Raw genomic sequence first — 25151 nt, 5'->3', positions numbered from 1 at the left:
AAAACTGCCGGTGCTTCTAGCGATAAACCGATTAATCCCCCTAGTGTCACACTAGAAATACCAAATCCTACACGTGTTAATGTACGATATTTCTGATCCCTTCCACATACCCCTCTGTAAATATTGTGCAATATTTTTCAAAATCAATATATATCATATTTTTGTAACGCTTTCAATATGGTAAAAAAGAAAAACGCGCATCCTAAGACACGCGTTCAATTGTATTGTCTGCTGTTGTTTTATTCTTTCGATAAGAAACATATAAATTCCAAGCTGTATATAATACGATGCCGGCAATCAACCATTTCAACCAGTATGTTGGAATTGATGTGACGAATTTGGAACCGAGCAGTACACCGGGAATACCACCGATAAAGATACCCATAGCGACTAATCGATTATAAGCACCAGACTTAATAATTGGGATACTAGAGACCGGTTGGATAAAGGCACATGCACAATACATGATGGGAAATGCAGCAGTTGGGGCCATGCCCAAACTGTATAGCAATACCATACACGGCGCAAATAGCCCCACACTAAAGTTCATCGCAATCCCTAAGAAGAAGATAACCACCATCGCAAAGATGAGTGCGCCCCCTTCCAACCCAATCGCTGTTCCACCAATAGGAATTAAGCCTAGTTGTCCGATAACAATAAGGAATGACACAATGGTTAATGAAATTGCCATTAATATTTGTACGGTGGACTCAGAAACCTTTGTCAAAAATTTGGCACCAATATAAGCACCAATGGTTGATGGGATAACCAAACTCACTAAGGTTAGCGCCGAAACATCAACAGAGCGGATATAGACAATTGCACCGATTGCTGCAATTGCAGATGTTCCTACCATCATCGAACCCGGCAGCTCGCGATCAGGGACCATACGTGTAGTCTTTAAAATCGCTGACAATGTCCCAAAACTACCGATGCCGATCGCATCACCGAATAAGGCGATAAATCCTGAAATACCAGATTTTGCTGCTGTTTTCTTTTCTTTGGGATCTACTAACTTTCCCTGTGACCGACGATAATCTACGAGCTGTATCCATGCTTGCACCACTAACACAATGATCATCGTCAATATTACAAACCATTTGAACATATCTAACCGCTCTCTATCTCATTAAACTATTTGTAACAATCGTCTAGCAATATCGATGACACTACCAGTTGGCCAGTAGATATTAGATATTGCGTATGAGAATGTTGTCCGCATTCCCGTCATCACAAACTGTATTCCCACATGAACCGCTACAGTCACTAACATGACTGTAAATACCAACTTTTGTATGCGCCACAATTTATCATAGAAACGATATTCTTGATGCGGTACACGCACTACATGATCGAGTAGATATTTTGAAATGTAAAACGCTGCGACATAAATGATGGCGATAAATAAATTAAATTTGAAAAAGATCCCAACAATCAATGCGACCGTTGCAATCAATACTGAAGCACGTGCTCCCCACAAAGCGATATCACTATTAGCTGATAAAACAGGTTCTGTTGTTTCATTCTCTTGATAATACCCTTGTTCATGAATAGATTGGCGTTGATATTCACGATCATTCGGCACACGATGTTCTCTGTGTGACATCCGTCTTTTGCCTGCACGTTGCTTATTATCTGTATCTGTTGTCTGTGCTTTGCTGTATGTTTTAGTATGCGCTTCAGATTGTCCACGTAATGGTTGCGACTCTCGCGTTTCCTCAACCGTTTGCTGTTCTGATGTTTTCTGTGTCGATTGTGGTAAACGTTGACCACATTCCATACAAAATTTCTGCGGTGGAATAAATTGGGTTCCACAGTTCGGACAATACTTTATCTGTTTTTCAGTCATGGTCTTGCCCCTCTTTCTTCATTAATTGCTGAATAATTATATCACGATGATAATAATAAAAAAGTATAAAGTTGGTTTCTTTACATTTAATTAAACAGATAACTAAAAAACACCCGATGTTTAAATCATCGAGTGCCTCAGTCGTTATTATTATTCGCTAATCAATTAGTCAATATATACCTTTTCATGTCTATTCAACCAACCATAACCGACACCGATGATTAATCCACCACCGACAAAGTTACCAATAAAAACAATTAACCAGTTCAATAGCGCACCACCAAGAGTTAAGCCGGCTTCCCCAGCAAGTCCGCTAAAGTAGGTCAATGGGAATAATACAAAGTTAGCAATAACGTGCTCATCGCCCAATACAGCAAACATGAAGACTATAAAGATAATTGACCATGCACGACCATCACCATTAATCATTCTGTTTGACGCAACAATTGCGGTAGTCACAGCGACATTAGCAAAAATCCCCTCAAAAAATAATGTGATTGGTGTTTTTGCCATCTTTCCACTAACCGTTTGTACTAAGAAGTGATCTGCTGACAAATTTTGAAATGCAGTAGTCTGAGACATAATCCAAGTGAAAATTAAAGCCCCAACCAAATTAAATATAGTACACGTTAAAACAATCTTAACAGCTTTACTTACAGAAATATATTTTTGTTTAACTCCCATAGACATAAACATCATATTTGCTGTTGTTAATTCAGCAGCCATATAAACAATAATTACCAAGGCCCAAGCAAATAAGAAGGCAAAAAACATTTTTCCGAGACCAGGTGCGATATCGTTACCAACCTGAGCAATAGTCAGAGCAGCAGAAGTACCTAAGGTCAAAAATAGTGTTGCTAAAATACTTCGATAAGCAAACTTTGCAAAATGATTTGTAATTAAATCATCTTTTTTAGCAACAGCTTCTTTGCACACAACGCCAAACGTTCCTAATTTTTCAATTTTATTTTCTGGATTTATTATCATAATTTCCTCCACACTTCCAATCTAATCTCTGAATAAAAATAACACATAATTACTATATCATAGTAACTCCAAAAAATTAAGCGCTTTATTAACTTTTTTTGAGATTTCATAGCGCTTCAAAAATCATAAGGCGTAATCCCTTCCATCCCTATCATAGGACTGATCATTCCGCCACTAACCAATGCTGGGGTTAACACCTTTGAATAGTTATTATCATTTTGTGATAATTGTCCTTCATCGCTCGATTTATAAGCCTTTTCATGATTTTTAGTTTCTTGATTCTTAGTGGGCGCAACGTCATCCAATACATCAAGAATTAGGTGATAGAGTTGTGTATGTCGTTGATTTCCTTGATTTTGAATCGCTGTCTGGAACGCCTGTGGGTCACCGCATAAAATGAGTGATTGGCGTGTACGTGTAACGGCTGTATACAACAGATTACGCTGCAACATACGTCGGAACTGACGTACCAATGGAATAATCACAATTGGAAATTCACTTCCTTGTGATTTATGAATCGAAATACTATACGCCAAAGACAGCTGATTCCATTCTGAACGCAAATAAGTGATTTCTTTATCTTCATACGCTACGACAATTTCATCGCTTTTTGTCTCGGTCTCTTTTGCATAGAAGATCGCAATAATCTGCCCTAAATCACCGTTAAAAACACCTTTTTCTGCATCATTTTGCAGCTGTAACACTTTATCATTGACGCGGAACACCGTATCAAATGCTGTCACTTCACGACGTTTCTGGCTATTAGGATTTAAACGCGCCTGCATCACCTCATTAATGCGATCAATCCCTGATTCTCCTTTATACATCGGCGCAAGCACCTGAATATCTTTGATATCGTACCCCGCCTTGAGCGCTTTCTGTGCGATATTAGCCACGAGATTAGGGATATCTGTCGTCTGAATGTGGAAGAATGAGCGATCTTTCTGATTCTCTGTCAGGTTCAGCGGTACCTTGCCATTCTTAATATCATGTGCGAGATAAGTAATGGTAGATCCATCATTTTGTCTGAAGATCTCATCTAATTCGCGCGATGGAATTTTTCCAGTTCGTAAAAAATCAGCGAGCACTTGCCCGGGACCAACTGATGGCAACTGATCCTGATCACCGACAAAAATCACTTGCATATCTTCCGGGATGTTAGAGAGGAGTTGATGACAGAGCCATGTATCAATCATTGACATCTCGTCAACAACTAATAATTTACCGTCTAACATTTCGCCATAAATGCGAAAACTGTCATGTTCATCGCGGCTATCACTATCTTCTTCTCCCGTCAGATGTAATAATCGATGAATCGTGTAGGCGGGAATGCCGGTAAGTTCTGTCATTCGTTTGGCTGCTCGTCCGGTCGGTGCGGCCATCAATATCGGAAATTCATCTGCTTCAGTCGATGTTAGATCAATATCATGAATCTCAGAATAAATATGTACGATAGCGTTTAATACTGTTGTCTTACCCGTTCCTGGCCCGCCGGTTAAAATATACGTATTATTCTGTAAGGCTTCTTTGATCGCTGTACGCTGCGCTGTGCCGTATTTCAATCCGGTGGTTTCTTCTACAGCTTTGATCTCAGCATTAAGATCTGCACCATCTAATTCTGGTTGATAATGACTATTGATGCGTTGTTCAATTGCTCGCGCAATACTATGTTCAGCTGCATACAAACTTGACATCGCCACTATATCTTCAGTTAAGAAGATTTGATTAGTGTCTGATAGATGCTCGAGAACAATGGTGAGTTGCTGCTCAGGAATTGTGGGTTCCCTGCCATTATTTGTTAGTAATTCATCCAAAGCGTGCAATAATAATGCACGCGACATATATGTATCACCACTCTGAAAGGAATAGTTATTAAGTAAGTAATGGATCGCACCGCTAATACGTGCCTCACTATCACGCGCAAGCCCTTGATCGAGTGCTATTCGATCAATACGACGGAAGCTAAATTCTTTAAAATCAGTAATCAAACGATAAGGATCTTCCCGAATCATATCAATCGTATCTTCAGCGTACTTGGCATAAATCTTTGCTGCCACTTGATTAGAGAAACCCATTTCATTGAGCTGTAGCTGAATAGCCTGGCTTCCGTTGCTATGCTTCAATTTTTCAACGAGCATGGTCTGCTTATTGGAAGTTAATCCCTTAATAGACTTCAAAGCCTCTGGATCATTAATAATCTTATCAATAGCTGAAATCCCTAAATGATCAACAATCCGCTTGGCTAGCGTTTTTCCGATGCCAGGAAATTCTTCACCAGATAGATAATTAATCACACCTTCAGTTGTTGTAGCACGATAACGCTGATACTGATTCACTTTAAATTGAATACCGTAGCGCGGATGATTCACCATATCACCAAAAAATTGATACGTTGCGCTCTCTTCCAATTCTAAAAAAATACCAGTGACCACAATTGATTTTTCCGAATACAATGTATTCGTTTCACTAATACTAATTTTAGCAACGTGATAATAGTTATCGGGATTTGAAAAGAAAATCGCTTTGACTTCTCCGACAAAATAGTCTTTTGTGTCTTCCACTACTGCCCCTCCTCTCTGAGTAAATGATATTACATATAGAAAAGAGCCTAAAATAAGGCTCTATCGTTAATCTTTTTATTGATATTGGCAGACTTGATCATCTTTATAAGCACGGTCGATGATCCCGCCACCGAGACATTCTGAGTCGTTGTAGAATACCACAGCTTGTCCTGGCGTAATCGCACGAACAGGTTCTTTGAAATCAACACGTGCAGTCCCGTCACCGTTCAATGTCACATGAACGGTGACATCCTGCTGGCGATAACGGAATTTAGCTGTGCAGTCGAATTCTGTCTCCGTCCAATTTTCACTAGTAAATGAAATCTCACTAGCTTCTAAGTAATCGGAATACAGTGCTGGATGGTGGTACCCCTGACCAACATACAATTCATTTTTGGCTTGATCTTTACCAATAACGAACCATGGTTCATTATCTGTGCCGTTCACACCGCCGATACCGAGACCACGGCGCTGTCCGATAGTGTAGTACATCAAGCCTTCATGTGTGCCTATCTCTTGACCATCATCAGTAATCATTTTACCCGGTTGTGCTGGTAAATAATTTGATAGGAACTCCTTGAAGTTACGTTCACCAATGAAGCAAACACCGGTCGAATCTTTCTTTTTAGCGGTTGATAAGTTCGCTTCTTCCGCAATTTTACGGACATCTTTTTTCTCTAAATGCCCAATTGGGAACAAGGCTTGCTTCAATTGTTTTTGTGACAGCTGACTCAAGAAGTAAGTCTGATCTTTATTGTCGTCTGCACCACGTAACATATGCACGTTACCATCGTCATCTGTCTCAGTCTGCGCGTAGTGTCCCATCGCGATGTAATCAGCACCTAAGTTCATGGCGTAATCTAAGAAAGCTTTGAACTTAATTTCCTTGTTACACATCACATCTGGATTCGGCGTACGATCTTTTTTGTATTCATCGAGGAAATATTTAAAAACTGTATTCCAGTAACGTTCCTCAAAGTTTACAGAATAGTACGGAATGCCGATAGTTTCGCAGACATCGCGAACATCTTTGTAGTCTTCCGTGGCGGTACAGACCCCATTTTCATCTGTATCGTCCCAGTTCTTCATGAACAAGCCAATCACATCATAGCCTTGTTCTTTCAATAACAATGCACTTACACTTGAATCGACACCACCACTCATGCCGACTACGACACGCGATTTCTTTGTTTCTACCACAACATCACCATCTTTCCATCAAAATTATACGATTGAAGGTCGTACATTTTGTTGTGTAGAACTATTGCTAAAGTAGCAACGGAGGGTATTATAACGAGAATTCGCGTCAGTGACAACTTATTCATTAACTTGTGCTAACACGTTCTGTTCAATCAGATAGTTCAACGCATAAGTTAACGGTTCGATAAAGTCAGCAAATTCATCATTATTGTAAACATCAATGGCTTTAAAGCCCTTCTCAGTAGTCACTGAAATATCCAAACCATCTAATGTTTTATTGACTTTAATAATCAATGTAATGGCGCGCGGATCATCGAAAGAAGGACGAACTTGATGTTTTAATTGATAATTACGTGCCGCAGTTTCAACAAAATTATTATCACGCAAAGTGAATTTTTTACAGTTTTCGTTGATCTGATATTTAACTGGTGAGCCTTTCGGTGCAGCAGTCGGTTTAAATCCCATAAAACGCTCTCCTCTTTTCTAATTTAATTAATTTCTTCAAAAACATCTAATGCACGATTAAGCATCGCCTCTGTGGTTTGTTCTCCAAACGAAACACGTAAACTTTCCTTGATTCGTGGACTATCAGAGCCATACATATCAACCAACACACGGCTCGGTTCCAAACTACCAGCCGTACATGCAGATCCGGCAGATAGATAGATGTGATGCAAATCCATTTGAATCAATACTTGGTCACTGGGATGTCCTGGCCAGTAAATATTCAAAATATGTGGCAATTCTGCGTCAGATGGTCCATTAATTTCGAATTCGAGTCCGCGCTTCTCAGCCTCCGTCAAGAAATACTGTCGCAACTGTAACAGTTTGGCTGTATGTGTTTCCCCATTTTCTAAGAACCATTCAATGGCAGTTCCCATCCCAACAATTGCCGGAACATTTTCAGTCCCTGCACGATGTTGATTTTCCTGATCACCGCCAGGAATAAATGGTTTGAAGTGTTGTTTAGCCTTTCTATAATAAAGAAAGCCAATGCCTTTCGGTCCATACAATTTGTGAGCAGATAGCGATAAGGCATCAATATGATACTTTTCTACATCAATCGGTACATTCATATAAGTCTGTACGGTATCTGTGTGGAAGAAAACATCGGCGTCATCGCACAAATCGCCAATCGCTTGCAGATCTTGCAAGGAACCAACTTCATTATTACCAGCCATAATTGACACCATAATCGTTTGTGGTGTCATCGCTTCTTTCAATTCTTCAAGAGAAATATGACCTTCTGTATCAACACTCAGTGTAATAATTTCAAATCCTTCTGAGGCCAATTGCTTCATCGTTTTGTAAACACTGGAATGCTCAATCGCTGTCGTAATGATTTGATTGCCTTGATCCTTAAGTCGATGCGCTGTTTGTAATAACGCACTGTCATTTGCTTCAGTCCCACCACTTGTAAAAATGATATCTTCGCGATCCGCATTCAATGTACCTGCGATTAAACGACGCACATTCTCGATTTTTTGTCTTGAACTGCGACCAATGGTATAGGTTGTTGAGGCATTACCGTAATCTTCTTTCATTGATTGTGTCATTGCTTCAATGACTACATCACTCATCGGTGTCGTTGCGGCATAATCTAAATAGATTCCCGCATCTGCTGTTGTCATTCGACTGTCATTCCTTTCTCTGGAAACAGAAACGCAAGCAAGGCTTTAGTCAGCGGTCTACCCTTACCTTCTTCTGGGTACATATGCATCATCATCATAGGATTAAAATTACTTTCAATGATGGCATAATTTGTTTCGCCATACTTCGCATTTGCTGGTTGGTGGCGATCTGTAATAATAATATCCAATCCCGTGACCGCTACACCTAATGCGCTTGTTGCTTCTCTAGCAATATCGAGATAACTCTCATCCATATCATCTGTCACATCAATCGACGTACCGCCTGTACTGATATTAGAATTATCACGCAGACGCACACGCTCTCCCTTTGGTAAGACTGTTTCTAAGGTAACTCCTTGCCGTTTCAATGTTTCCTGTTCTGTTTTACCTTTTTCAATAAGCGTTAACGGTGTGTAGTGACTCTCACCACGTAATGGTGAGTCATTTTTTTGATCAATCAATGCTGAAATCGTATGCTCCCCATCGCCAACCACAGTTGCTGGGACACGGTTTAAGACAGCGAGCACCTTATCATTCATTACAAAGAAACGATATTCAGTACCAGACACATAACGCTCTAATAGTACACTATCATCTGATTCAAACGCTTCATCAATCGCTGCGTTCAGTTCATCCGCAGTTGGCTCATCCGTGAATATCGAAATACCGATCCCATAATTGGTCGATTTCGGTTTAACAACAGTGGGCTGTCCAACGAAGTAATTAATAACCGCTTCGCGCGACTCATCACGATTCAAAATTGATGATTCTGGTACCACAAAACCATTTTCAGCTAATAGCTGTTTGGTCACTGGCTTGTCCGCTTGGAGATAATGGGAAATATAACTGTCTTTGGAGGTAATATTTCCTTGGCGTACATATTCTTGATGCCCTTTGTAGGTTAATCTCAAAAATTGATCCTGGCGATCGAGAATCTCAATGTCAATTCCCTGCGCAATAGCATCAGCGATGAGTAACTGTGTCGATAGCTCCATATCATGGAACGCTCCCAGTGCATATGGACGCGCCGTCGCTTCAGCAAGGAATTCTTCAGCCAAGCCTTCGCCTTTTTCGAGCCACGCTTCAACAGTTGGTGTATCCTCAAGCGTCTGTGCTGCTGGCGTTAACTCTGGATGTGTCATGCGTTCTAGCAATTTTGTAACAATACGAACAATCTCGGCATCTGCCTCAAGTGCGTTAACAAAGTCCAGCATCCCTTCAAGGATTTGTACACCTTCAGCTTCAAACGCCGTATGCGTAGTAGCCACCTCTTCAGCTACAACAATTTCGCGGCGCATTCCTTCCTGAACTTCTGCATCACTTGCATCTTCAGCCATATATAGCATATACAGTGCAAAGTACTTCATGAATGCCACTTGTTCAGCAGTGATCCCTGTAAATGATTCTCCCTGGATATCAAACATACGCATTTCGATATATTTAATACCATTCTCAATTAACGCTTTAGAATCTTTACCACCACGTAAGCGAACGGACGCATAATTTTCCATTTCTGCACTGAGTCGTCCAGCTTCAATGTTTTCAGACAAGCTGTCGTGATAGGCCTCTAAGGAATCATAAGAGATTCTGACATCCTTTGAATTATGATACCCATAACGTGAATTACGAATACTACGCACCGGATGATCAAAGCCATCTGTTGACTCACGGTAGAAACTCTGATCCGTTAACGGTGAATTACCGAATAGATAAACAATCAGCCATTGATATTTCAAAATGTTACGCGCCATTTTAAGATACAAATCATCCTGAAATTCTTTTTGAGATTGTTCAGGTTGTAAGGTATGGTAGGCTTGTTCAATAAATTTAGTGTGAAGCCCAAAGTTAAAGTGCAAACCACTGATCGTCTGCAATTTCTTACCATAAACTTCTGCTAAATATGAGCGATAGCTACCTGCCGCTTCACTGTCGCCAAATGAAGCAAGATCAATCTCGTCTTCTGAGTGAATAACCGGTGGCATGCTGTAAGGCCACATGCGTTCATCGTTTTCTAAATGACGCAATGCCACGCGATGGATGCTATCGAGCCAGTCCATCAATTCACTGACAGAATACACGGGAGGCGTCACTAGTTCTAATTGTGACTCTGCAAAATCACGTTGAATGATGTGATTTGCTCTTGTGCTATCAACAGTCGTAGGATGCACGGTTTGGGCGAGCGATCCATCCGGTGTAATCCGGTGATCCTCACGTTCCACTCCTAACGATGCTTTTTGGAACCACAAACGATTGTGCGGATCCAAAACGTAGGATTGAAACTTATTCATAATGATTCCTCCTCAGTAACTTTTAGTCATTATTCCGATTAATCATAACACGATATGACACTTTTTTCTTTAAAGTTGCATAAATTGCCCTGGAACTCTCTATAATTCATACATATGCTATAATAACTGCGCATGTGAAATATAGAAAGGATGGGGACGAGATGAACATTAACGAACCGCTCGCTTATCTAATGCGACCACGAACAATCGATGAAGTGATTGGCCAGTCGCATCTGATCGGCCCTAATAAAATCATTCGTCGTATGGTCACAGCTAAAAAATTGACATCGATGATCCTCTATGGTCCGCCAGGCACAGGTAAAACAAGTATCGCTAGTGCGATTGCTGGATCTACTGATATGGCTTTCAGACAATTAAATGCGGCCACTGATACAAAAAAAGATCTACAAGCTGTTATCGAAGAAGGCAAATTTTCATCTGGCGTTGTGTTATTGCTCGATGAAATTCACCGTTTAGATAAGACAAAACAGGACTTTCTCCTGCCACATTTAGAAAGTGGCACAGTTATTCTTATTGGTGCAACAACGGAGAATCCCTATATCAATATCAATCCTGCGATTCGTTCGCGCACGCAGATCTTTCAAGTTAAAGAATTGACTGAGGAAGATATTATGTATGGCGTTAAGCGCGCTTTAGAAGATACAGAACGTGGATTGGGCGCATATCATGTCCAATTAGACGAAGATGCACTTAAACACTTTGCACACGCATCTAACGGCGATCTCCGCAGTGCACTCAACGCCTTGGAATTAGCTGTATTGAGTACAGAGGTTGATACTGATGAGCGTATTCATATTACGTTAGATGTCGCCGAAGAATCATTGCAGATGAAAGCTTTCGATTATGATTCGGATGGCGATCAACATTATGACGTGATTTCAGCTTTCCAAAAAAGTTTACGAGGTAGCGATGTCAACGCCGCATTGCATTACGCCGCTCGTTTGATTGAAGCGGGTGATCTTCCTTCCCTGCATCGTCGTCTTATGGTCTGTGCCTATGAAGATGTTGGATTAGCGAATCCCCAAGCGGTTGCACGTACGGTTCTTGCGGTTCAAGCTTCAGAAAAAATAGGTCTTCCAGAAGCCCGCATTCCGCTTGCCAATGCCATCATTGATATCGCCCTATCACCTAAATCCAACTCTGCAATCAGTGCGATTGATGCTGCTTTGGGTGATGTTCGCTCAGGTCGAAGCGGTCAAATTCCCGATTATCTCAAAGACGCACACTATAAAGGTGCAAAAGATCTCGGACACGGTAAGGGCTATCGATTCCCGCACAACTATCCGGGACATTGGGTTGATCAGGAGTACTTGCCCGAAACTTTACGCGATCAACGCTATTTCCAAGCGGCTGATACCGGAAATTATGAAAAAGCATTAGAAAATCAACGCCGTCAGCATGAAGCGCAGAAAAAACGTTAATCAGCTGAAGTAAGGAGAAAATCAAATGTTAAATGACTATCCATATATTATGGCACCTGTCGATGGTTCGGCAGAAGCAGAACGTGCACTCAAAAAGGCCGTGCAGCTCGCTCGAGTGAATCAATCACAGTTATTGATTGTCTATGTTCAAGATAATACAGAGACGACTGAACTAACGCGTCGTATGAAACAAATGAAAGAATTACTCGAAAGTTATTCAGCGTATGCCAAAAAACAACATGTAGAAGTCGTCCAAATTCGCACTATTGAAGGTTCACCTAAACAACAAATCGCTAAAATAATCCCTGAATCAGAGTCGATTAATTTAATTGTTATTGGGGCTACAGGACGAAATGCTTTCGAACGTTTGATGTTAGGTTCCATTACAGAGTATGTCGTTCGAACAGCGCCTTGTGATGTCCTTGTGGTTAGACCATCTACTAAATAATTATCTCCATATAAAAAGCTCCCTCGCAATTTACATGCCAGGGAGCTTTCCTTATATCTTTAATTATTCACTAATGTTTCCTAGACGTACTGTATCTTCAACAATGACTTTTTCTTCATCTGTTGGGATCACTAATACTTTTACTTTAGAATCTTCGGAAGAGATGATTCCTTCATCAACAGTTTCATTGAGTTGTTGATCCACTTCGATGCCCAATGCTTCCATGTTGTCAGTAACACCTTTACGGAAGCGATGAGAGTTTTCGCCGACACCTGCTGTAAATACCAATACATCCGCACCATTCATTTCAGCGAAGTATTGACCGATGTAACGTTTGATAGATTGGTAGTAAATCTTCAACGTCATCTGTGCACGTTCGTTACCTTCATCAGCAGCCTGTTCAACATCACGCATATCGCTAGAGATACCGGATAAACCAAGCAACCCGGATTCCTGGTTCAAAATACGAACCATTTCATTGTAGTCGATACCTTCTTTATCCATGATGTATTGAAGTAATGAAGGGTCAACATCACCAGAACGCGTACCCATTACGACACCAGCAAGTGGAGAGAATCCCATCGACGTGTCAACCGATTTACCACCTTCAACGGCAGTTACAGAAGCGCCGTTACCGATGTGTGCAGTGATCAATTTCAAGGATTCAACAGATTCACCTAAAATTTCAGCCGCACGTTCAGCAACATATTTGTGTGACGTACCATGTGCGCCATAGCGACGTGCTTGGTGTTCTTCGTAGTATTTGTAAGGTACACCATAGAGGTAAGATTCTTCTGGCATATTTGCGTGGAATGACGTATCGAATACACCGACAGTTGGTTTACCTGGCAATACTTTACGGAAAGCACGGATTACTTTAGCTTCTGCTGGATTGTGCAACGGTGCGAAATCAGCTAAAGATTCAACCTGCTTGATTTCTTCTTCTTCAAGCAAAGCAGAATCTTTGAAAAGTTCCCCACCGGCAACGATACGGTGACCTGAACCAGAAATTTCATCAAAGTTTTCAATAATACCGAGTGCTTTGATTTTTTCTAATAAGTATTCAGTTGCTTGCTCGTGTGTATCGATATCTTTTACTTCTTCAAATTTTTCACCATTGTATTTAATTTTAATATTTGAAGCCCCAATCCCAATACGGTCAATTAAACCAGAACTAATAACCTCTTCTTCTGGCAATTGGTAAATAGAGAATTTCATACTGGATGATCCAGCGTTAACAGCAAAAACTTTTGACATTACATGTTCTCCCTTCGTCATTTCGTTTTATCGCTTTCATTCATTTGTGCACTCATTTTATCACAATTAATATACGGTTTCATACCCCAACGATTGAATTTTTTTCACAAAAAAAGAGCGAAGTCCATAGATCTCGCTCTTTTCCCAGACAAGGGTTGATACTGTTCACATCAATATCAACCAAGCGCTTAACTACTTCCTGTAGCGGCAAAATTGCCCACGCTCTCTGTGACCTCACATAGACTTACTGTTATGCTATGTTATGTCGCCTCATCGCAGGAAATATATTATCAAATTTTATTGTACGGGTCAATTTGAATAAATAGATTAAACACTCATATTATCGTTTTTAATACCTAATTAAAAAATTCAAAAAAAGTGTAGACAAACATCATCCATTCGTGCTAGAATACTTATTGTTGTTGAATAAAAGACATTTAATACGCGGTCATGGCGGAATCGGCAGACGCGCTAGCTTGAGGGGCTAGTGGGAAATTTTCCCGTGGAGGTTCAAGTCCTCTTGGCCGCATTGTTGGGCTGTTTCACTAACTTTGAGGTGTGGAACGGCTTTTTTATTGGATTTTTAGCCTTCGATTTTCAAATATTATTGCTATTTTCTGGCGTTTATTCGTGAGGTTTTCGCCATGTTCCGACGTTTTTTGAACAAACTTCCGTATGACTTTAGAACAATACACGCCTTTAAATGGACGTGTTTTTTATGTTTTTTTTCGCTAAACATTGATATATCGCTATTTATAGATAGCTTTGCCTCACTCTTGCGGCCCTTCTCCCTTCACGTATCTTGTTTAATTATGATCTATCCATCCAGAATTCTATATCCGTTCAAGAAATATGCTCCTCACAGCAACGTATTTGTACGACGAATTTACACTGTAAGTGCAACGAATGCATAAAAAAGACCCATAGTTTTCTGATAAAGAGGAACAACAATATCTATCAGTATATACAACACTAACGAATAGAAGTAAAGAGAAAAGAGAAACAAAAAGATTATGGATCTTTATAAAAAGGGTATGAGTATAAAAGGTACTGCTAGAGGACTAGGCCTAAGTAAAAATACAGTGAAGAAGGTAATTAGCCACAACCAATAAAAGCGAGTGTGTAAGGTATACCCTATGTAGTCATTTTTATAGTAAAATATGATTAAGAAAACTTTTAAAGGGCTATATATGAGATATGATGATAACTGGGAGCCGACTCCCTTATGGAAAAAACTGGTCTTAACCATTTTTGGTATGCTACTAGGTGCTGTGATTGCCTTGGCAATGTATCTTAATTAGTGGACTTCTTGAATTTCGCCCCAATTTACATATGCGAATTTCAAAAAGTCTTCTGCTTAAAAAAGAGAATATCAATCTGAAAAAAGCTGATTCTTGCTCGTCAAGTATCAGCTTTTTACTTGTTTTCTATATGTAATGCTAGCTCTAGTTGCTCTACTTGAGGTTGATTTTCTGTTTGCGAGATTGTATCTTCCTTATCTATTTCAATATAATTGTATCTCACATCATAAAATCTTTTAGCTATGGTTTTTATAGCTACTTCAGAACTATCTATACCTATCCATTTCCTACCTAGTTCTTGAGCTGCAAGTAGTGTTGAGCCACTACCAGCAAAACAATCAAGTATAACAGAGCTTTTCTTAGAAGATTGCTGAATGATCATTTTAAGCATTTCTTTATTTTTTTCTGTAGGATATAAAGGGTTAGATGGGTCTTTATACTCCCAAATATCTTGCATTTTCTTTCCTTTATGTCCGTCAGCGTAGTTCTTTAGTCGTGGGTTACCTGTAGAAGACCACTCAATCAAACCTGCTTCATTTAGCTCTGTTAGCTTGTCTGGATGGTATCTCCAATGCCTTCCCTCTGGTGGAGTAATGCCATTCCACTCCATTCCTGTAGTTCCATTTTGAGTTTCCCCAGGTGCATGGATAGGAACTGTCGTATATCTTCCTAATTTATCGACTTTTTCAAATCTTTTTTCTATTTCTTCTTCTGTAAGCGGAATTTTTATATTATTAAAAATATTCTTCTTATAGTTCTTAGAATAGAATAAAATCATATCTTTATAATTTCCGTAAGCTTTTCTTCCGAAATTTTTAGGGTTCGATTTTATCCTAGATATATCATTTTTGAAGTTTTCCCCACCAAAAATTTCGTCCATTATTATTTTTACATAATGTCCCATTTTACCATCTATATGAAGATATATAGATCCTTCCTCTGATAAAAGTTCTCTTAATAAGATAAGTCTTTCCCTTAAAAACTCTATATATTCTTCTTTTTTTAGGTTATCAGAGTAAGCCACCTCACCATTAGAAGCATTGCTTATGGTAGAACTTCTTCCCTCTGATACAGTAAAAACTCTATTAGTATTATAAGGTGGATCGATGTATATTAAGTCGATTTTTGACTTATACTGTTTTAAAAGTTTGGATAAAGCTATAAAATTATCCCCTTTTATTAAAGTCGATTGCTTTTCATCTAAAGAAAAAGCTTCAAATGTACCTGCTTTTTTTAATATATCATTTTCATTTTTTTTGTTCTTATATTGTAAAAACATATCTATCCTTATAAGCTATATAAATAGTCCCTAAGCAATACTGCTGAAATTATAACCTCATCATCTTTAAAACCTTCTGTAATTTTTTTATACATTTTGTGTTTTCCTGGAATATATAATACTCCATCAAGTATTGAAATAACTTTTACATTATTATCAGTTTTTTTCATTTCATACCTCATAGTAGAAACAGCATCTTCAAATTGTGCGTTTTGGTGTCCACCAAAGTCAGTTAGAAATTTTGCTTCGCCTAAAATATAGGTATTGTTAAACTTCCCTATGAAATCTAAGCCTTTATCCCTTGCATACCCTAAATGTTCGCTAGCAAATTTAGCCATTGCAGCGTCGTTGGTATTGTAAATTATATTGTCATTTGAGTTTAAAAACTTCTCAGGATCTTTTGTAACTTCACAACCCAAAGTCCTACTGTTTATCCAATTTTCAAAAAGAGGACCGATTTGCCTATTAGTTTCTTTAGGCGCACTTGTTTTTTCTATAATTTCATCGATTCCCATTTCATAAAGTAGTCCTGTTAGTCTGGCCACCGTATTAGGGTTTCTTTCAATAGCTGTTTTATCCCTTTTAAGGTAAGCGACATAAGAGTCTTTAATAGGAAATACCTTTTGTTTTAGTAAAATTTTTACAAGTTCTTTATCATTCCTAGAATTAAATGCTCTTTCTAGATTTTCAATAGTTTTAGGAGATAACTCTCGCCTTAAATTAACCAACATCGGATATACTTTATATAATAAGTCAAGATAATTTCTTTGGTTTGCCAATTCTATACTTTTTTCAGTCCAGTAATTCATATTCTTATCCTCTTTTTCTTTCTCGAAATATTTTTTCCATTGTACTCGGTATGTTCCAGATCGATCACTTCCCAACCACCATACTTGTCAATATACTGCCTTTTAAGCTCATGATACTCTTCATCGTTTACATCTATAGTATCATACTCACTATAGTAATAAAAAGCCTTGCTGACTTCTTCAAACTCGCCTGAATCTTCATCATAGATTCAATTATATTTTTCTTCTGGTACAGCATTATCTATAACTTTACGCCTGTCTTCAGAAAGCCGCTACTAGGCAATCTTCCAAATTCCCTCTTGTCTTTTTAGCTGCTTTATTTTCCAATCTCTAATTGCTTTTTGATAAAGTCTTATTTCTCTTTTTTCAGCTCTTATAAGTTCTTTTTCCTTTACTGTTAGCTCTACTGTATAAGAATGATGTAGAGAGACGTGGAAAATTCGCAATTTCGAATACGATCGTCGATCGCCCACAAGCAGCTAATCGTCGAGAACGGCTCGGCGATTGGGAGGCAGATACAGTCGCTGGAAAAACAGGTAAAGCTTGCTTAGTGACACTGACCGACGACCGACCGCAAGGGTCGTTATTTACTCTGTAAACGTGTGCCTAAAAAGACGTCTAAACATATTTCTGAAGCGATCGTTGAGTTATTAAAAAACCGGCCACTTGAAACAATTACACCTGATCGTGGGAAAGAATTTAGTCGTCATCGTGAAATATCTAAGCAACTCTCTCTAGTAGAATTCTATTTCCCATTACCACATCACCCTTGGCAACGTGGAACGAATGAGAATATAAATGGTCTACTGCGCGAATATTTCCCAAAGACAACAGATATTAATCAATCAGATAATTACATCGCTGAAAAAGTCAGAGAAATTAATCTTCGTCCCTGTAAATGCCTGAATTGGAAAACACTATATGAGGTCTATCATTCTCAGTCGTTGCATTTGACTTGATAATTCGTCACATTAAAAAACCGAGAAATCAACATAACTGTCAATTTCTCGGTAAGCTATTAAATGATACTAGCTGATTAATCCGATTCTTTATCTAAGAATTCAATAATTCTTGGTGCAATGTCTTCAGCGTTGTGTAATGGCAAAAAGTGCGCACCATCTTCAACACCAAATGTTTCAAATTCACCCTCAACATAGGTATCAGATTTCTTAATCTGTTCTGGTGTTAATGAGAGGTCCTTATCACCGTAAATGGCTAAAACATCGGATTCAATGGTTCCGACCGTTGTCATAATATCCTCACTGTATTCAGGATTCAAGTTTGCACGGTAGATGTTCATTGTTGATGTCAAACGGCCATCACGTTTCAAGTCAGGCAACCAGTATTCATCGAAACCATCAGCACCGAAGTAAGTCTTAAATAATGACCAATCATCAGCAAAGAATAATTGTTCAGCTAAGTGATTGTCATTCAAAATCAAAAGCACGTACCATGCTTTGGTTAATTGACTAAAACCGCCATCTAAGTATGACGATGGATGACCAACACTCAGTGCTATAAAGGATTTGATGTCTTCCTTGTAACGATCTGCAAAGAACCAGGAAGCCACCGCACCCCAGTCATGACCCATTAAGTGTACCTTACCTACATTTAATTCTTTTAAGAATAAATGTAGGATTTCAGTTAAACGATCCAAACGCATCATTTCTAAATCTGGAATTTCACTTTCACCAAAACCTGGAAGATCGATGCGAATCGTACGGTACCCTGCGTCATTCAAAAGTGGATATAACTCGCGCCATGTCTTCAATGAATCTGGGAAACCATGAATCATGAAAACCAGTTCGCCACTTTCTGGTCCGTCAATTTCGTAATTAATATCGATACCTTTAATTGTTTTAACTGACATATCAATAACTTCCTTTCCTTTTATACTCACTGAATAGTACAGCGTGATCGTCGGTAAGTCAAAGAAAGAACATCACTATTTAGCGATCAATTCATTATTATCGTTATTACATGATTGTGAACATATTTGTCATTGAAACCTATTTCCATTTGTTTACAGATAACGGTTACATCATATATTGTAAAACGTTTAGAAACTATGAGATGATGGAGGATTTATTAGAATGAGAATTGAAAAAAATGTTCCAGATAAATACATCATGGCATACCAAGGCGGCATTGCTGTTGGGAAATCTGATATGATTGCTTTCCCTGAATCTACTGAAGATGTACAGGAAATCGTTAAACGTGCAAACGAAGAAGATGCTAAAATTGTGCCGATCGGTTCACAGACTGGTTTAGCAAAGGCATCCTATCCAAATAATGGCTCTTGGTTGATTAGCACGAGTGAAATGAATAAGATCCTTTCATTTGATGAAGAAACGCTGACATTGAATGTACAAGCCGGTGTTCGTCTACAAGATGTTATCGACTATCTGGCAGACACCGATTACTTCTACGCACCAGATCCTGGGCAAAAACGTGCTACAATCGGTGGTAATGTAAACACGAATGCTGGGGGAATGCGTGCCGTTCGCTACGGAGTAACGCGCGACAATATTCGTGGCTTTGATGTGGTATTGGCTAATGGTGAAACAATCCATTGTGGTAGTTTGAATAATAAAGATGCTTCAGGTTATGACTTGAAAGATTTATTCATCGGGTCAGAAGGTACTTTAGGGATTATTACTGAACTCCAATTAAAAGTGATTCCTCGCCCACGCTATGAAAAATCTATTCTCATCGGCTACAACAATGTGACTGAATCTGCACCTACAGTGGGCAACGTGCTTAAATCCACCCTACGCCCTGTAGCCATCGAATTATTAGAAGCGAACGGTGTCAAATTTTCAGAAGAATATATTAGCGAAAAAATTCCAGAAATTGCTGGTGGGGCTCAGATCCTTGTCACTTTAGCTGGTAGTAGCAAGAAGGATATTGATGATCAAATTGACGAATTGCTAAGCATTGCTACAGCAAACAATGCGATCGAGCATAAAGTCCTAGAGGACGAAGAACATGTCAGAACATGGAAGGTTCGTGACAATATTCTTACGGGTATTGCTGCAGCCGGAACTTGGAAAATGTACGACCCTTGTGTACCAACGAATCACTTTACCGATTTAGTTGCTGATGCGAAGAAGCTCGGTGAAGAATTAAATATCGACAGTGCCTTCTTCGGTCATGCCGGAGATGGTAATATCCACATCTGTGTGCTCCAACACGATTATTCTGATGAAGAATGGAAAGAATTATTAAGGACGTATGAAGATCGTCTCTACGATATGATTCGTGATTTTGGTGGTTTACCATCAGCTGAACATGCGATTGGTCGCGAGAAAAAACCATATTTCAAACGTTTCCACAACCAAGCTTACTTCGATGTACTATTAGCTGTTAAACATGCCTTAGATCCTAAGAACATGCTTAACCCAGGTGTAACGTACACGGATGACTAATATAGCAATTCAGTAATAGCAAATGAAAAGGACACTGAAAAAACAGTGTCCTTTTTGTTTACTTTCTTATTTGCGCTATTAATCAAAGTTATTCAACTGGTTGAAGCTATCAAGATGGTAGTGACCATCTTGATAGCGTACGATTGAGACACTCCCATTATCTAAAAATGTATCGAGCGAAAACTCCGGAATTAGCTCATGCAACATATTGCGAATCGTCATGCCGTGACTAACGATCAAGATATTCTGATCGGTTTCACGATGGCGCTGTGTGACTTCAATCAGGCCTTTTTCAACACGTGCCCAGAAGGTTAAGAAATCCTCAGCTTCGTGTTCAGGATCGATATCATGAAACCCATCTACCTGCCGACGAACCCGCTCATTGTCTGTCATTAACGCCGGATTAAAATGTGCACTAATGTATGTCGCCATATCGGCCCATATTGGTTCTGCATCTAATCCTTCCAGACTACCGAAATATTCCTCACGAAATTCCGGTAGCTGCTGTATCGAAATATCATCGGCTGTTGCAACGTTATGTGCAAGTATAATCTTCGCTGTTGCTACTGTTCGACTCAAATCACTCGTATATACGGCTGAAAATGGTACGTATTGCAATGCCTCACCCATTTTTGCGAGGGATTGTTTGCCTTCTTCCGTCAGCAACGCATCTGACCAGCCTTGCATACGATTATAGCGATTTAAGATCGTCTCACCGTGACGCATAAAATATAATTTGACACCTTTTGACATGGGCGCCCCCTTTCTTATCCTTGACTAATAATTCTTTAGCGCGCGATCAACCGAACGTTTCATATCGCGTTCTTTTAACGTTTGACGTTTGTCATACTGTTTCTTCCCTTTACCAATACCAATCAATACTTTAGCGTAACCGCGTTTAATATACATTTTCAATGGTACTAAGGTATAGCCCGTCTCCTGTGCTTTTTTGTCTAATTTTTTAATTTCACGTTTTTTTAATAGCAGTTTGCGCTGGCGCATTGGGTCGGCGTTAAAGATATTCCCTTCTTTGAACGGACTGATATGCATACCATACAGCCAAACTTCATTATCTTCAACGCGCGCAAAACCATCTTTGAGATTAACTTTGCCATTGCGCACTGATTTGATTTCAGTACCCGTCAGCACAATTCCTGCTTCGATTGTTTCTTCAATGGTAAAATCGTGTCGCGCCTTACGATTCGTCGCGACAACATTATCCTGTGTATGTGATTTTGCCATTTAATTCATCTCCTCTAATGTTTGCGTCTCGGTTTACCACCTTTACGCTGCGAAGAGTGGTTTGAACGCTGTCCATGTTGGTTACGTCCATGTCCACCTCTGGAACCATGCTTCCCTGTTCCTTTTTGATTAGCATGGCCGTGATTATTTGAGCGTTTGTGGTTAGATGGCGCATTGCCGTTTTCGTCGACCAATTGGAAATCAATCTGGCGAGACTCTGGATCCGCATCGATTAATTTCACTTTGATTGGTTCTCCAATGCGATAGATTTTACCTGTACGTTCACCAATTAAGAGTAAGTGATCTTGATCGAAGTTAAAGTAGTCTTCTTTTAATGTTGAAATATGAATTAATCCTTCAACTGTATTCTCTAACTCGACGAACATTCCAAAACCAGTGATGGAAGAAATAATTGCATCGAATGTTTCACCAATTTTATCGACCATGAATTCACTCTTCTTCATACTGTCAACTTCACGTTCGGCATCGATACTGCGGCGTTCCATCGTTGATGAGTGCTCTGCATTCTCTGCAATCTGTTCTGCCCATTTCTCCTGTGTATCATTATCAGGAACCTCTGTGAGATATTTGCGGATCAGACGATGAACCGTCAAGTCCGGATAACGACGAATTGGCGATGTGAAATGCGTATAGTCTGGTGCAGCCAACCCATAGTGTCCGAGTGGATCTACGGCGTATTTTGCTTGCTGCATGCTACGCAACATCATCATTTGAATAACTGGTTTAACCGGCTTTCCTTCAACATCCGCTAGCGTCTTTTGTAAATCCTTAGGCATTACTTTGCCATCCGTACTAGGGATATTCACACCTAATGCCTGTGCAAAAATCTTGAAGTCTTTGATACGATCCTCTTCAGGATGTTCATGAACACGATACATCATTGGCAGGTGACGTTTGGTATATTCACGAGCAACTGTCTCATTGGCCGCCAGCATAAATGACTCGATCATTCGTTCTGCGACACCACGGTCACGCACTTTAATATCGATCGGATGCCCCTCATCGTCAACAATAATCTTAGCTTCCGGTCTATCAAAATCAATAGCACCGCGACGATGACGCATCTGTTCTAAACGGCGATGCAATTCAGCCATATTATGCAATAAATCAACAATATCACTGTATTTCTCCGATAAAGCTGGATCAGCTTTTTCAACGATCGCATTAACATCATCATAGGTCATACGGTGATCAGAACGGATCAAACTTGGGCCAATCTTATAATCGAGAATATGACCAGAATCATTAATTTCCATCACACAACTCATTGCGAGGCGCTCTTGCCCTTCATTCAAAGAACAAATACCGTTCGACAAACGCTGTGGTAGCATTGGGACGACACGGTCGGTCAAATATACACTGGTGCCTCGCTCATAAGCTTCCTGATCAATGCCGCTACCTTCAGTGACATAATAGGAGACATCAGCAATATGGACACCGAGTTGATAATTCCCATTAGTTAGCATATTCAACGACACCGCATCGTCCAAGTCTTTGGATTCTGCCCCATCAATAGTAATGGTCATTTCATCGCGATAATCCGTACGTCCTTCACGGTCCTGATCGGTAATGTCTTCTGGTACGAGATTTGCTTCCTTTTGAACATCTTCTGGAAACTCGCTCGGAATATCGAACATCGATAATACGGCTAAAATGTCAGAACCTGGCGCATCTTTTGAGCCGATAATTTTATTAACGACCGCCTCGACACGCAATGGTTGATCGCTGTTCGGGAACTTATTGATATCACAAACTACAATCTCACCATTGACAGGATGTAATCCCTCCGCAGAGATGAAACATTCCATATTCTCGCAGCCTTTGTTTAGTGGACGAACCGTACCAATAAAACCTGTTTCACGTTTTGTGCGATCATCAAGTAAGGTAAATTCACCAGTCAATCGCGTATTTTTACGTTCAACAATAGCGACAATCTGTCCTGCAGGGTTAACGTTTTTTACATCATCGCCCTCTTTTTTGACTAGGACTTTGACGGTATCCTGGTTCATAGCACCGAACGTGTCGAATTTACCAACAAAAATATCGTTCTCTGATTCTTCGACACGAACGAAACCGAAACCTTTTTTATTCTGTCGGAAAGAGCCTTCTAATGTCTGTCCCGTTAATGGTAGATGCATCGTGCCAGCGCCACTAATGACAATTTCACGATCATTATCCATTGCTGCTACAAGACGTGCTAATCGTGTATATTCCTGACTCTCCTTCATTTGAAGGTGTTCGCTCAGTTGATGTAATGTTACGGGTTCATCCTGTTCGGAAAGGTATTGAATAATTTTTTGTCTAATTTCTTTATTTTCCACGATTTCACTTCCACTCACATTGCGCTAAAAAACTTAGCAAATCTTCTTGAAGTTGTCTGTGTGCACTTCCCACCGTCATGGCATGCTTACTTTCTGGATAGCGGTGGTGAGTAACGGGCACTTGGCCATCGAGTGTATCAGCAATTTCATCCACAATATCTGGATCTACCATCTCATCTTCACCCGCTGACGCTACGAAATACGGCTGTACCAAACGATGCAGATCTGTCTGAAGCGCATTAGTACATTCTGTAATCCGTTTTAATGATTCTAAGACACGCGGACGGAAAGATTCCAACTTCTCTTCCATCTCGTCATTATCGACTTTTTGTTGCTTCATCTGCATACGTGCAATTTCAATGAATCCCTCTGGCACATTGCTGTCAGCAGCATCGTGCTGCATGATTGGTGAACTGAAATTTCCGCCTGCAACTAAATTTGAATCATCAATTAACAGACGTGTGGCGATCATACCTCCGAGCGACAAACCAAACACAGCGATGCCATCCACATCATCCATCGCACGTAATTCTTCGACAGCTGCCTTGGCATCAGTAATCCATTCCTCTGGTGTAGCATCGAGGACATCACCGATATTACCTGTGCCATGTCCCGTAAAGTTAATCGCTTTGACAGTATATCCTGCACGGTTTAATGCTTTTGCTACTAAATTATGATCTACGCAGTTACTTGCGAAAGCATGAAGCAAAAGGACTGCGTGATGATTTTCACCTTTTAATGTAAATGGTGACATATTATTCCCCTCTCAAAAATAAAGCTCGGAAACTATTCCGAGCTGCATCGATTCTATACGGCTAATTTTGCTAATATCAGTGCTACAATCATAAATACTAAACCGAGAACACGAATCACTCGATCCATCGCTGCCTCAAAGCCTCTTGCTTTGCGTCGGCCACCGAGCGCTTGAGTTGAACCGGTAATATTGGCAGATGAGCTATTCTTCGATGGTTGAACAGCAACCGCTAATATCAATAGCACTGCTAATACGATAATGGTAATCGTTAATATTTCTTGCATGCTCTAATCCTCACTCCAGTCGAATCACTATCAAATTCTAACATACCGG

The 25151-nt window shown here is 39.8% G+C and carries 20 protein-coding genes, 1 tRNA gene and 2 pseudogenes; 6 read left to right on the top strand and 17 right to left on the bottom strand.

What is annotated here, in order from left to right; all coding sequences use genetic code 11:
• Positions 1-202 precede the first annotated feature (202 nt).
• From ACWOEX_RS01150 to gshAB, 8 genes are all read right to left on the bottom strand, one after another.
• Positions 203-1108, bottom strand: a complete 906-nt coding sequence (locus ACWOEX_RS01150; protein ID WP_455297427.1) for a TSUP family transporter — start codon at positions 1106-1108, stop codon at positions 203-205.
• 21 nt (positions 1109-1129) lie between these two features.
• Positions 1130-1849: a hypothetical protein gene (locus tag ACWOEX_RS01145; protein ID WP_455297426.1), complete on the bottom strand. Its 720-nt coding sequence runs from the start codon at positions 1847-1849 to the stop codon at positions 1130-1132.
• Between the two features lie 165 nt (positions 1850-2014).
• Positions 2015-2836 (bottom strand): formate/nitrite transporter family protein, encoded by an 822-nt coding sequence (locus tag ACWOEX_RS01140; RefSeq protein ID WP_455297425.1) that lies wholly within the window; start codon positions 2834-2836, stop codon positions 2015-2017.
• 116 nt (positions 2837-2952) lie between these two features.
• Positions 2953-5397, bottom strand: a complete 2445-nt coding sequence (recD2, locus tag ACWOEX_RS01135; RefSeq protein WP_455297424.1) for an SF1B family DNA helicase RecD2 — start codon at positions 5395-5397, stop codon at positions 2953-2955.
• A gap of 75 nt (positions 5398-5472) precedes the next feature.
• Complete coding sequence (gene mnmA, locus ACWOEX_RS01130; protein ID WP_455297423.1) at positions 5473-6597, bottom strand: tRNA 2-thiouridine(34) synthase MnmA; 1125 nt, start codon at positions 6595-6597, stop codon at positions 5473-5475.
• 117 nt (positions 6598-6714) lie between these two features.
• Entirely contained in the window at positions 6715-7062 is a 348-nt protein-coding gene (locus ACWOEX_RS01125) for a hypothetical protein (RefSeq protein ID WP_455297422.1), read from the bottom strand.
• Between the two features lie 23 nt (positions 7063-7085).
• On the bottom strand, positions 7086-8228 hold the full coding sequence (locus ACWOEX_RS01120) for a cysteine desulfurase family protein (protein WP_455297421.1): 1143 nt from the start codon (positions 8226-8228) through the stop codon (positions 7086-7088).
• Entirely contained in the window at positions 8225-10516 is a 2292-nt protein-coding gene (gene gshAB, locus ACWOEX_RS01115) for a bifunctional glutamate--cysteine ligase GshA/glutathione synthetase GshB (RefSeq protein ID WP_455297420.1), read from the bottom strand. The genes ACWOEX_RS01120 and gshAB overlap by 4 nt, the downstream gene beginning before the upstream one ends.
• A 167-nt stretch (positions 10517-10683) precedes the next feature.
• On the opposite strand from gshAB, the gene ACWOEX_RS01110 reads away from it, so the two are divergent.
• Both ACWOEX_RS01110 and ACWOEX_RS01105 read left to right on the top strand, forming a co-directional pair.
• A complete protein-coding gene (locus tag ACWOEX_RS01110) occupies positions 10684-11958 on the top strand; it encodes a replication-associated recombination protein A (protein ID WP_455297645.1) in 1275 nt (424 codons plus the stop codon).
• Positions 11959-11983: 25 nt separating this feature from the next.
• Positions 11984-12406: a universal stress protein gene (locus ACWOEX_RS01105; RefSeq protein ID WP_455297419.1), complete on the top strand. Its 423-nt coding sequence runs from the start codon at positions 11984-11986 to the stop codon at positions 12404-12406.
• A gap of 63 nt (positions 12407-12469) precedes the next feature.
• Here ACWOEX_RS01105 and ACWOEX_RS01100 read toward each other — a convergent pair whose 3' ends face one another.
• Positions 12470-13663, bottom strand: a complete 1194-nt coding sequence (locus ACWOEX_RS01100; protein ID WP_455297418.1) for an acetate/propionate family kinase — start codon at positions 13661-13663, stop codon at positions 12470-12472.
• Positions 13664-14107: 444 nt separating this feature from the next.
• On the opposite strand from ACWOEX_RS01100, the gene ACWOEX_RS01095 reads away from it, so the two are divergent.
• Both ACWOEX_RS01095 and ACWOEX_RS01090 read left to right on the top strand, forming a co-directional pair.
• Positions 14108-14192, top strand: a tRNA-Leu gene (locus ACWOEX_RS01095).
• Between the two features lie 472 nt (positions 14193-14664).
• Positions 14665-14775 (top strand): annotated as a pseudogene (locus ACWOEX_RS01090) (helix-turn-helix domain-containing protein); the annotation flags it as partial.
• Between the two features lie 304 nt (positions 14776-15079).
• Here the strand turns inward: ACWOEX_RS01090 and ACWOEX_RS01085 are convergent.
• On the bottom strand, positions 15080-16243 hold the full coding sequence (locus ACWOEX_RS01085) for a site-specific DNA-methyltransferase (protein WP_455297417.1): 1164 nt from the start codon (positions 16241-16243) through the stop codon (positions 15080-15082).
• 8 nt (positions 16244-16251) lie between these two features.
• Entirely contained in the window at positions 16252-17052 is an 801-nt protein-coding gene (locus ACWOEX_RS01080) for a hypothetical protein (protein WP_455297416.1), read from the bottom strand.
• 412 nt (positions 17053-17464) lie between these two features.
• Between ACWOEX_RS01080 and ACWOEX_RS01075 the strand changes: the two are divergent.
• Positions 17465-18011 (top strand): annotated as a pseudogene (locus tag ACWOEX_RS01075) (IS30 family transposase); the annotation flags it as partial.
• A 77-nt stretch (positions 18012-18088) separates the two neighbouring features.
• Here ACWOEX_RS01075 and ACWOEX_RS01070 read toward each other — a convergent pair.
• The gene (locus ACWOEX_RS01070; protein ID WP_455297415.1) at positions 18089-18922 is read right to left on the bottom strand and encodes an alpha/beta fold hydrolase; all 834 of its coding nucleotides are present in this window, start codon (positions 18920-18922) and stop codon (positions 18089-18091) included.
• Positions 18923-19145: 223 nt separating this feature from the next.
• On the opposite strand from ACWOEX_RS01070, the gene ACWOEX_RS01065 reads away from it, so the two are divergent.
• Complete coding sequence (locus tag ACWOEX_RS01065; protein ID WP_455297414.1) at positions 19146-20480, top strand: FAD-binding oxidoreductase; 1335 nt, start codon at positions 19146-19148, stop codon at positions 20478-20480.
• 78 nt (positions 20481-20558) lie between these two features.
• Here ACWOEX_RS01065 and ACWOEX_RS01060 read toward each other — a convergent pair whose 3' ends face one another.
• From ACWOEX_RS01060 to secG, 5 genes are read right to left on the bottom strand one after another with little or no spacing between them, the layout of a single operon-like run.
• A complete protein-coding gene (locus ACWOEX_RS01060) occupies positions 20559-21233 on the bottom strand; it encodes a histidine phosphatase family protein (protein ID WP_455297413.1) in 675 nt (224 codons plus the stop codon).
• A gap of 24 nt (positions 21234-21257) precedes the next feature.
• Entirely contained in the window at positions 21258-21722 is a 465-nt protein-coding gene (gene smpB / locus ACWOEX_RS01055; RefSeq protein WP_455297412.1) for an SsrA-binding protein SmpB, read from the bottom strand.
• Between the two features lie 14 nt (positions 21723-21736).
• A complete protein-coding gene (gene rnr / locus ACWOEX_RS01050; RefSeq protein WP_455297411.1) occupies positions 21737-24064 on the bottom strand; it encodes a ribonuclease R in 2328 nt (775 codons plus the stop codon).
• A 4-nt stretch (positions 24065-24068) separates the two neighbouring features.
• On the bottom strand, positions 24069-24818 hold the full coding sequence (locus tag ACWOEX_RS01045; protein ID WP_455297410.1) for an alpha/beta hydrolase: 750 nt from the start codon (positions 24816-24818) through the stop codon (positions 24069-24071).
• A 53-nt stretch (positions 24819-24871) separates the two neighbouring features.
• Positions 24872-25102, bottom strand: coding sequence for a preprotein translocase subunit SecG (gene secG / locus ACWOEX_RS01040; protein WP_455297409.1), 231 nt, complete (start codon positions 25100-25102; stop codon positions 24872-24874).
• Positions 25103-25151 lie beyond the last annotated feature (49 nt).

It is taken from the genome of Aerococcus vaginalis (assembly GCF_053762225.1).
The sequence above is the reverse complement of the archived record's forward strand: the minus strand, read 5'-3'. Positions and strand labels throughout refer to the sequence as shown.

Bases quoted from the DNA above. Each gene is read 5' to 3' on its own strand.
- ACWOEX_RS01100 (WP_455297418.1), bottom strand. From the start codon at position 13,663: ATGTCAAAAGTTTTTGCTGTTAACGCTGGATCATCCAGTATGAAATTC.
- ACWOEX_RS01065 (WP_455297414.1), top strand. From the start codon at position 19,146: ATGAGAATTGAAAAAAATGTTCCAGATAAATACATCATGGCATACCAA.
- ACWOEX_RS01045 (WP_455297410.1), bottom strand. From the start codon at position 24,818: ATGTCACCATTTACATTAAAAGGTGAAAATCATCACGCAGTCCTTTTG.
- ACWOEX_RS01140 (WP_455297425.1), bottom strand. From the start codon at position 2,836: ATGATAATAAATCCAGAAAATAAAATTGAAAAATTAGGAACGTTTGGC.
- ACWOEX_RS01060 (WP_455297413.1), bottom strand. From the start codon at position 21,233: ATGTCAAAAGGTGTCAAATTATATTTTATGCGTCACGGTGAGACGATC.
- ACWOEX_RS01080 (WP_455297416.1), bottom strand. From the start codon at position 17,052: ATGAATTACTGGACTGAAAAAAGTATAGAATTGGCAAACCAAAGAAAT.
- smpB (WP_455297412.1), bottom strand. From the start codon at position 21,722: ATGGCAAAATCACATACACAGGATAATGTTGTCGCGACGAATCGTAAG.
- ACWOEX_RS01085 (WP_455297417.1), bottom strand. From the start codon at position 16,243: ATGTTTTTACAATATAAGAACAAAAAAAATGAAAATGATATATTAAAA.
- ACWOEX_RS01070 (WP_455297415.1), bottom strand. From the start codon at position 18,922: ATGTCAGTTAAAACAATTAAAGGTATCGATATTAATTACGAAATTGAC.
- ACWOEX_RS01145 (WP_455297426.1), bottom strand. From the start codon at position 1,849: ATGACTGAAAAACAGATAAAGTATTGTCCGAACTGTGGAACCCAATTT.
- ACWOEX_RS01105 (WP_455297419.1), top strand. From the start codon at position 11,984: ATGTTAAATGACTATCCATATATTATGGCACCTGTCGATGGTTCGGCA.
- ACWOEX_RS01120 (WP_455297421.1), bottom strand. From the start codon at position 8,228: ATGACAACAGCAGATGCGGGAATCTATTTAGATTATGCCGCAACGACA.
- ACWOEX_RS01125 (WP_455297422.1), bottom strand. From the start codon at position 7,062: ATGGGATTTAAACCGACTGCTGCACCGAAAGGCTCACCAGTTAAATAT.
- gshAB (WP_455297420.1), bottom strand. From the start codon at position 10,516: ATGAATAAGTTTCAATCCTACGTTTTGGATCCGCACAATCGTTTGTGG.
- ACWOEX_RS01150 (WP_455297427.1), bottom strand. From the start codon at position 1,108: ATGTTCAAATGGTTTGTAATATTGACGATGATCATTGTGTTAGTGGTG.
- secG (WP_455297409.1), bottom strand. From the start codon at position 25,102: ATGCAAGAAATATTAACGATTACCATTATCGTATTAGCAGTGCTATTG.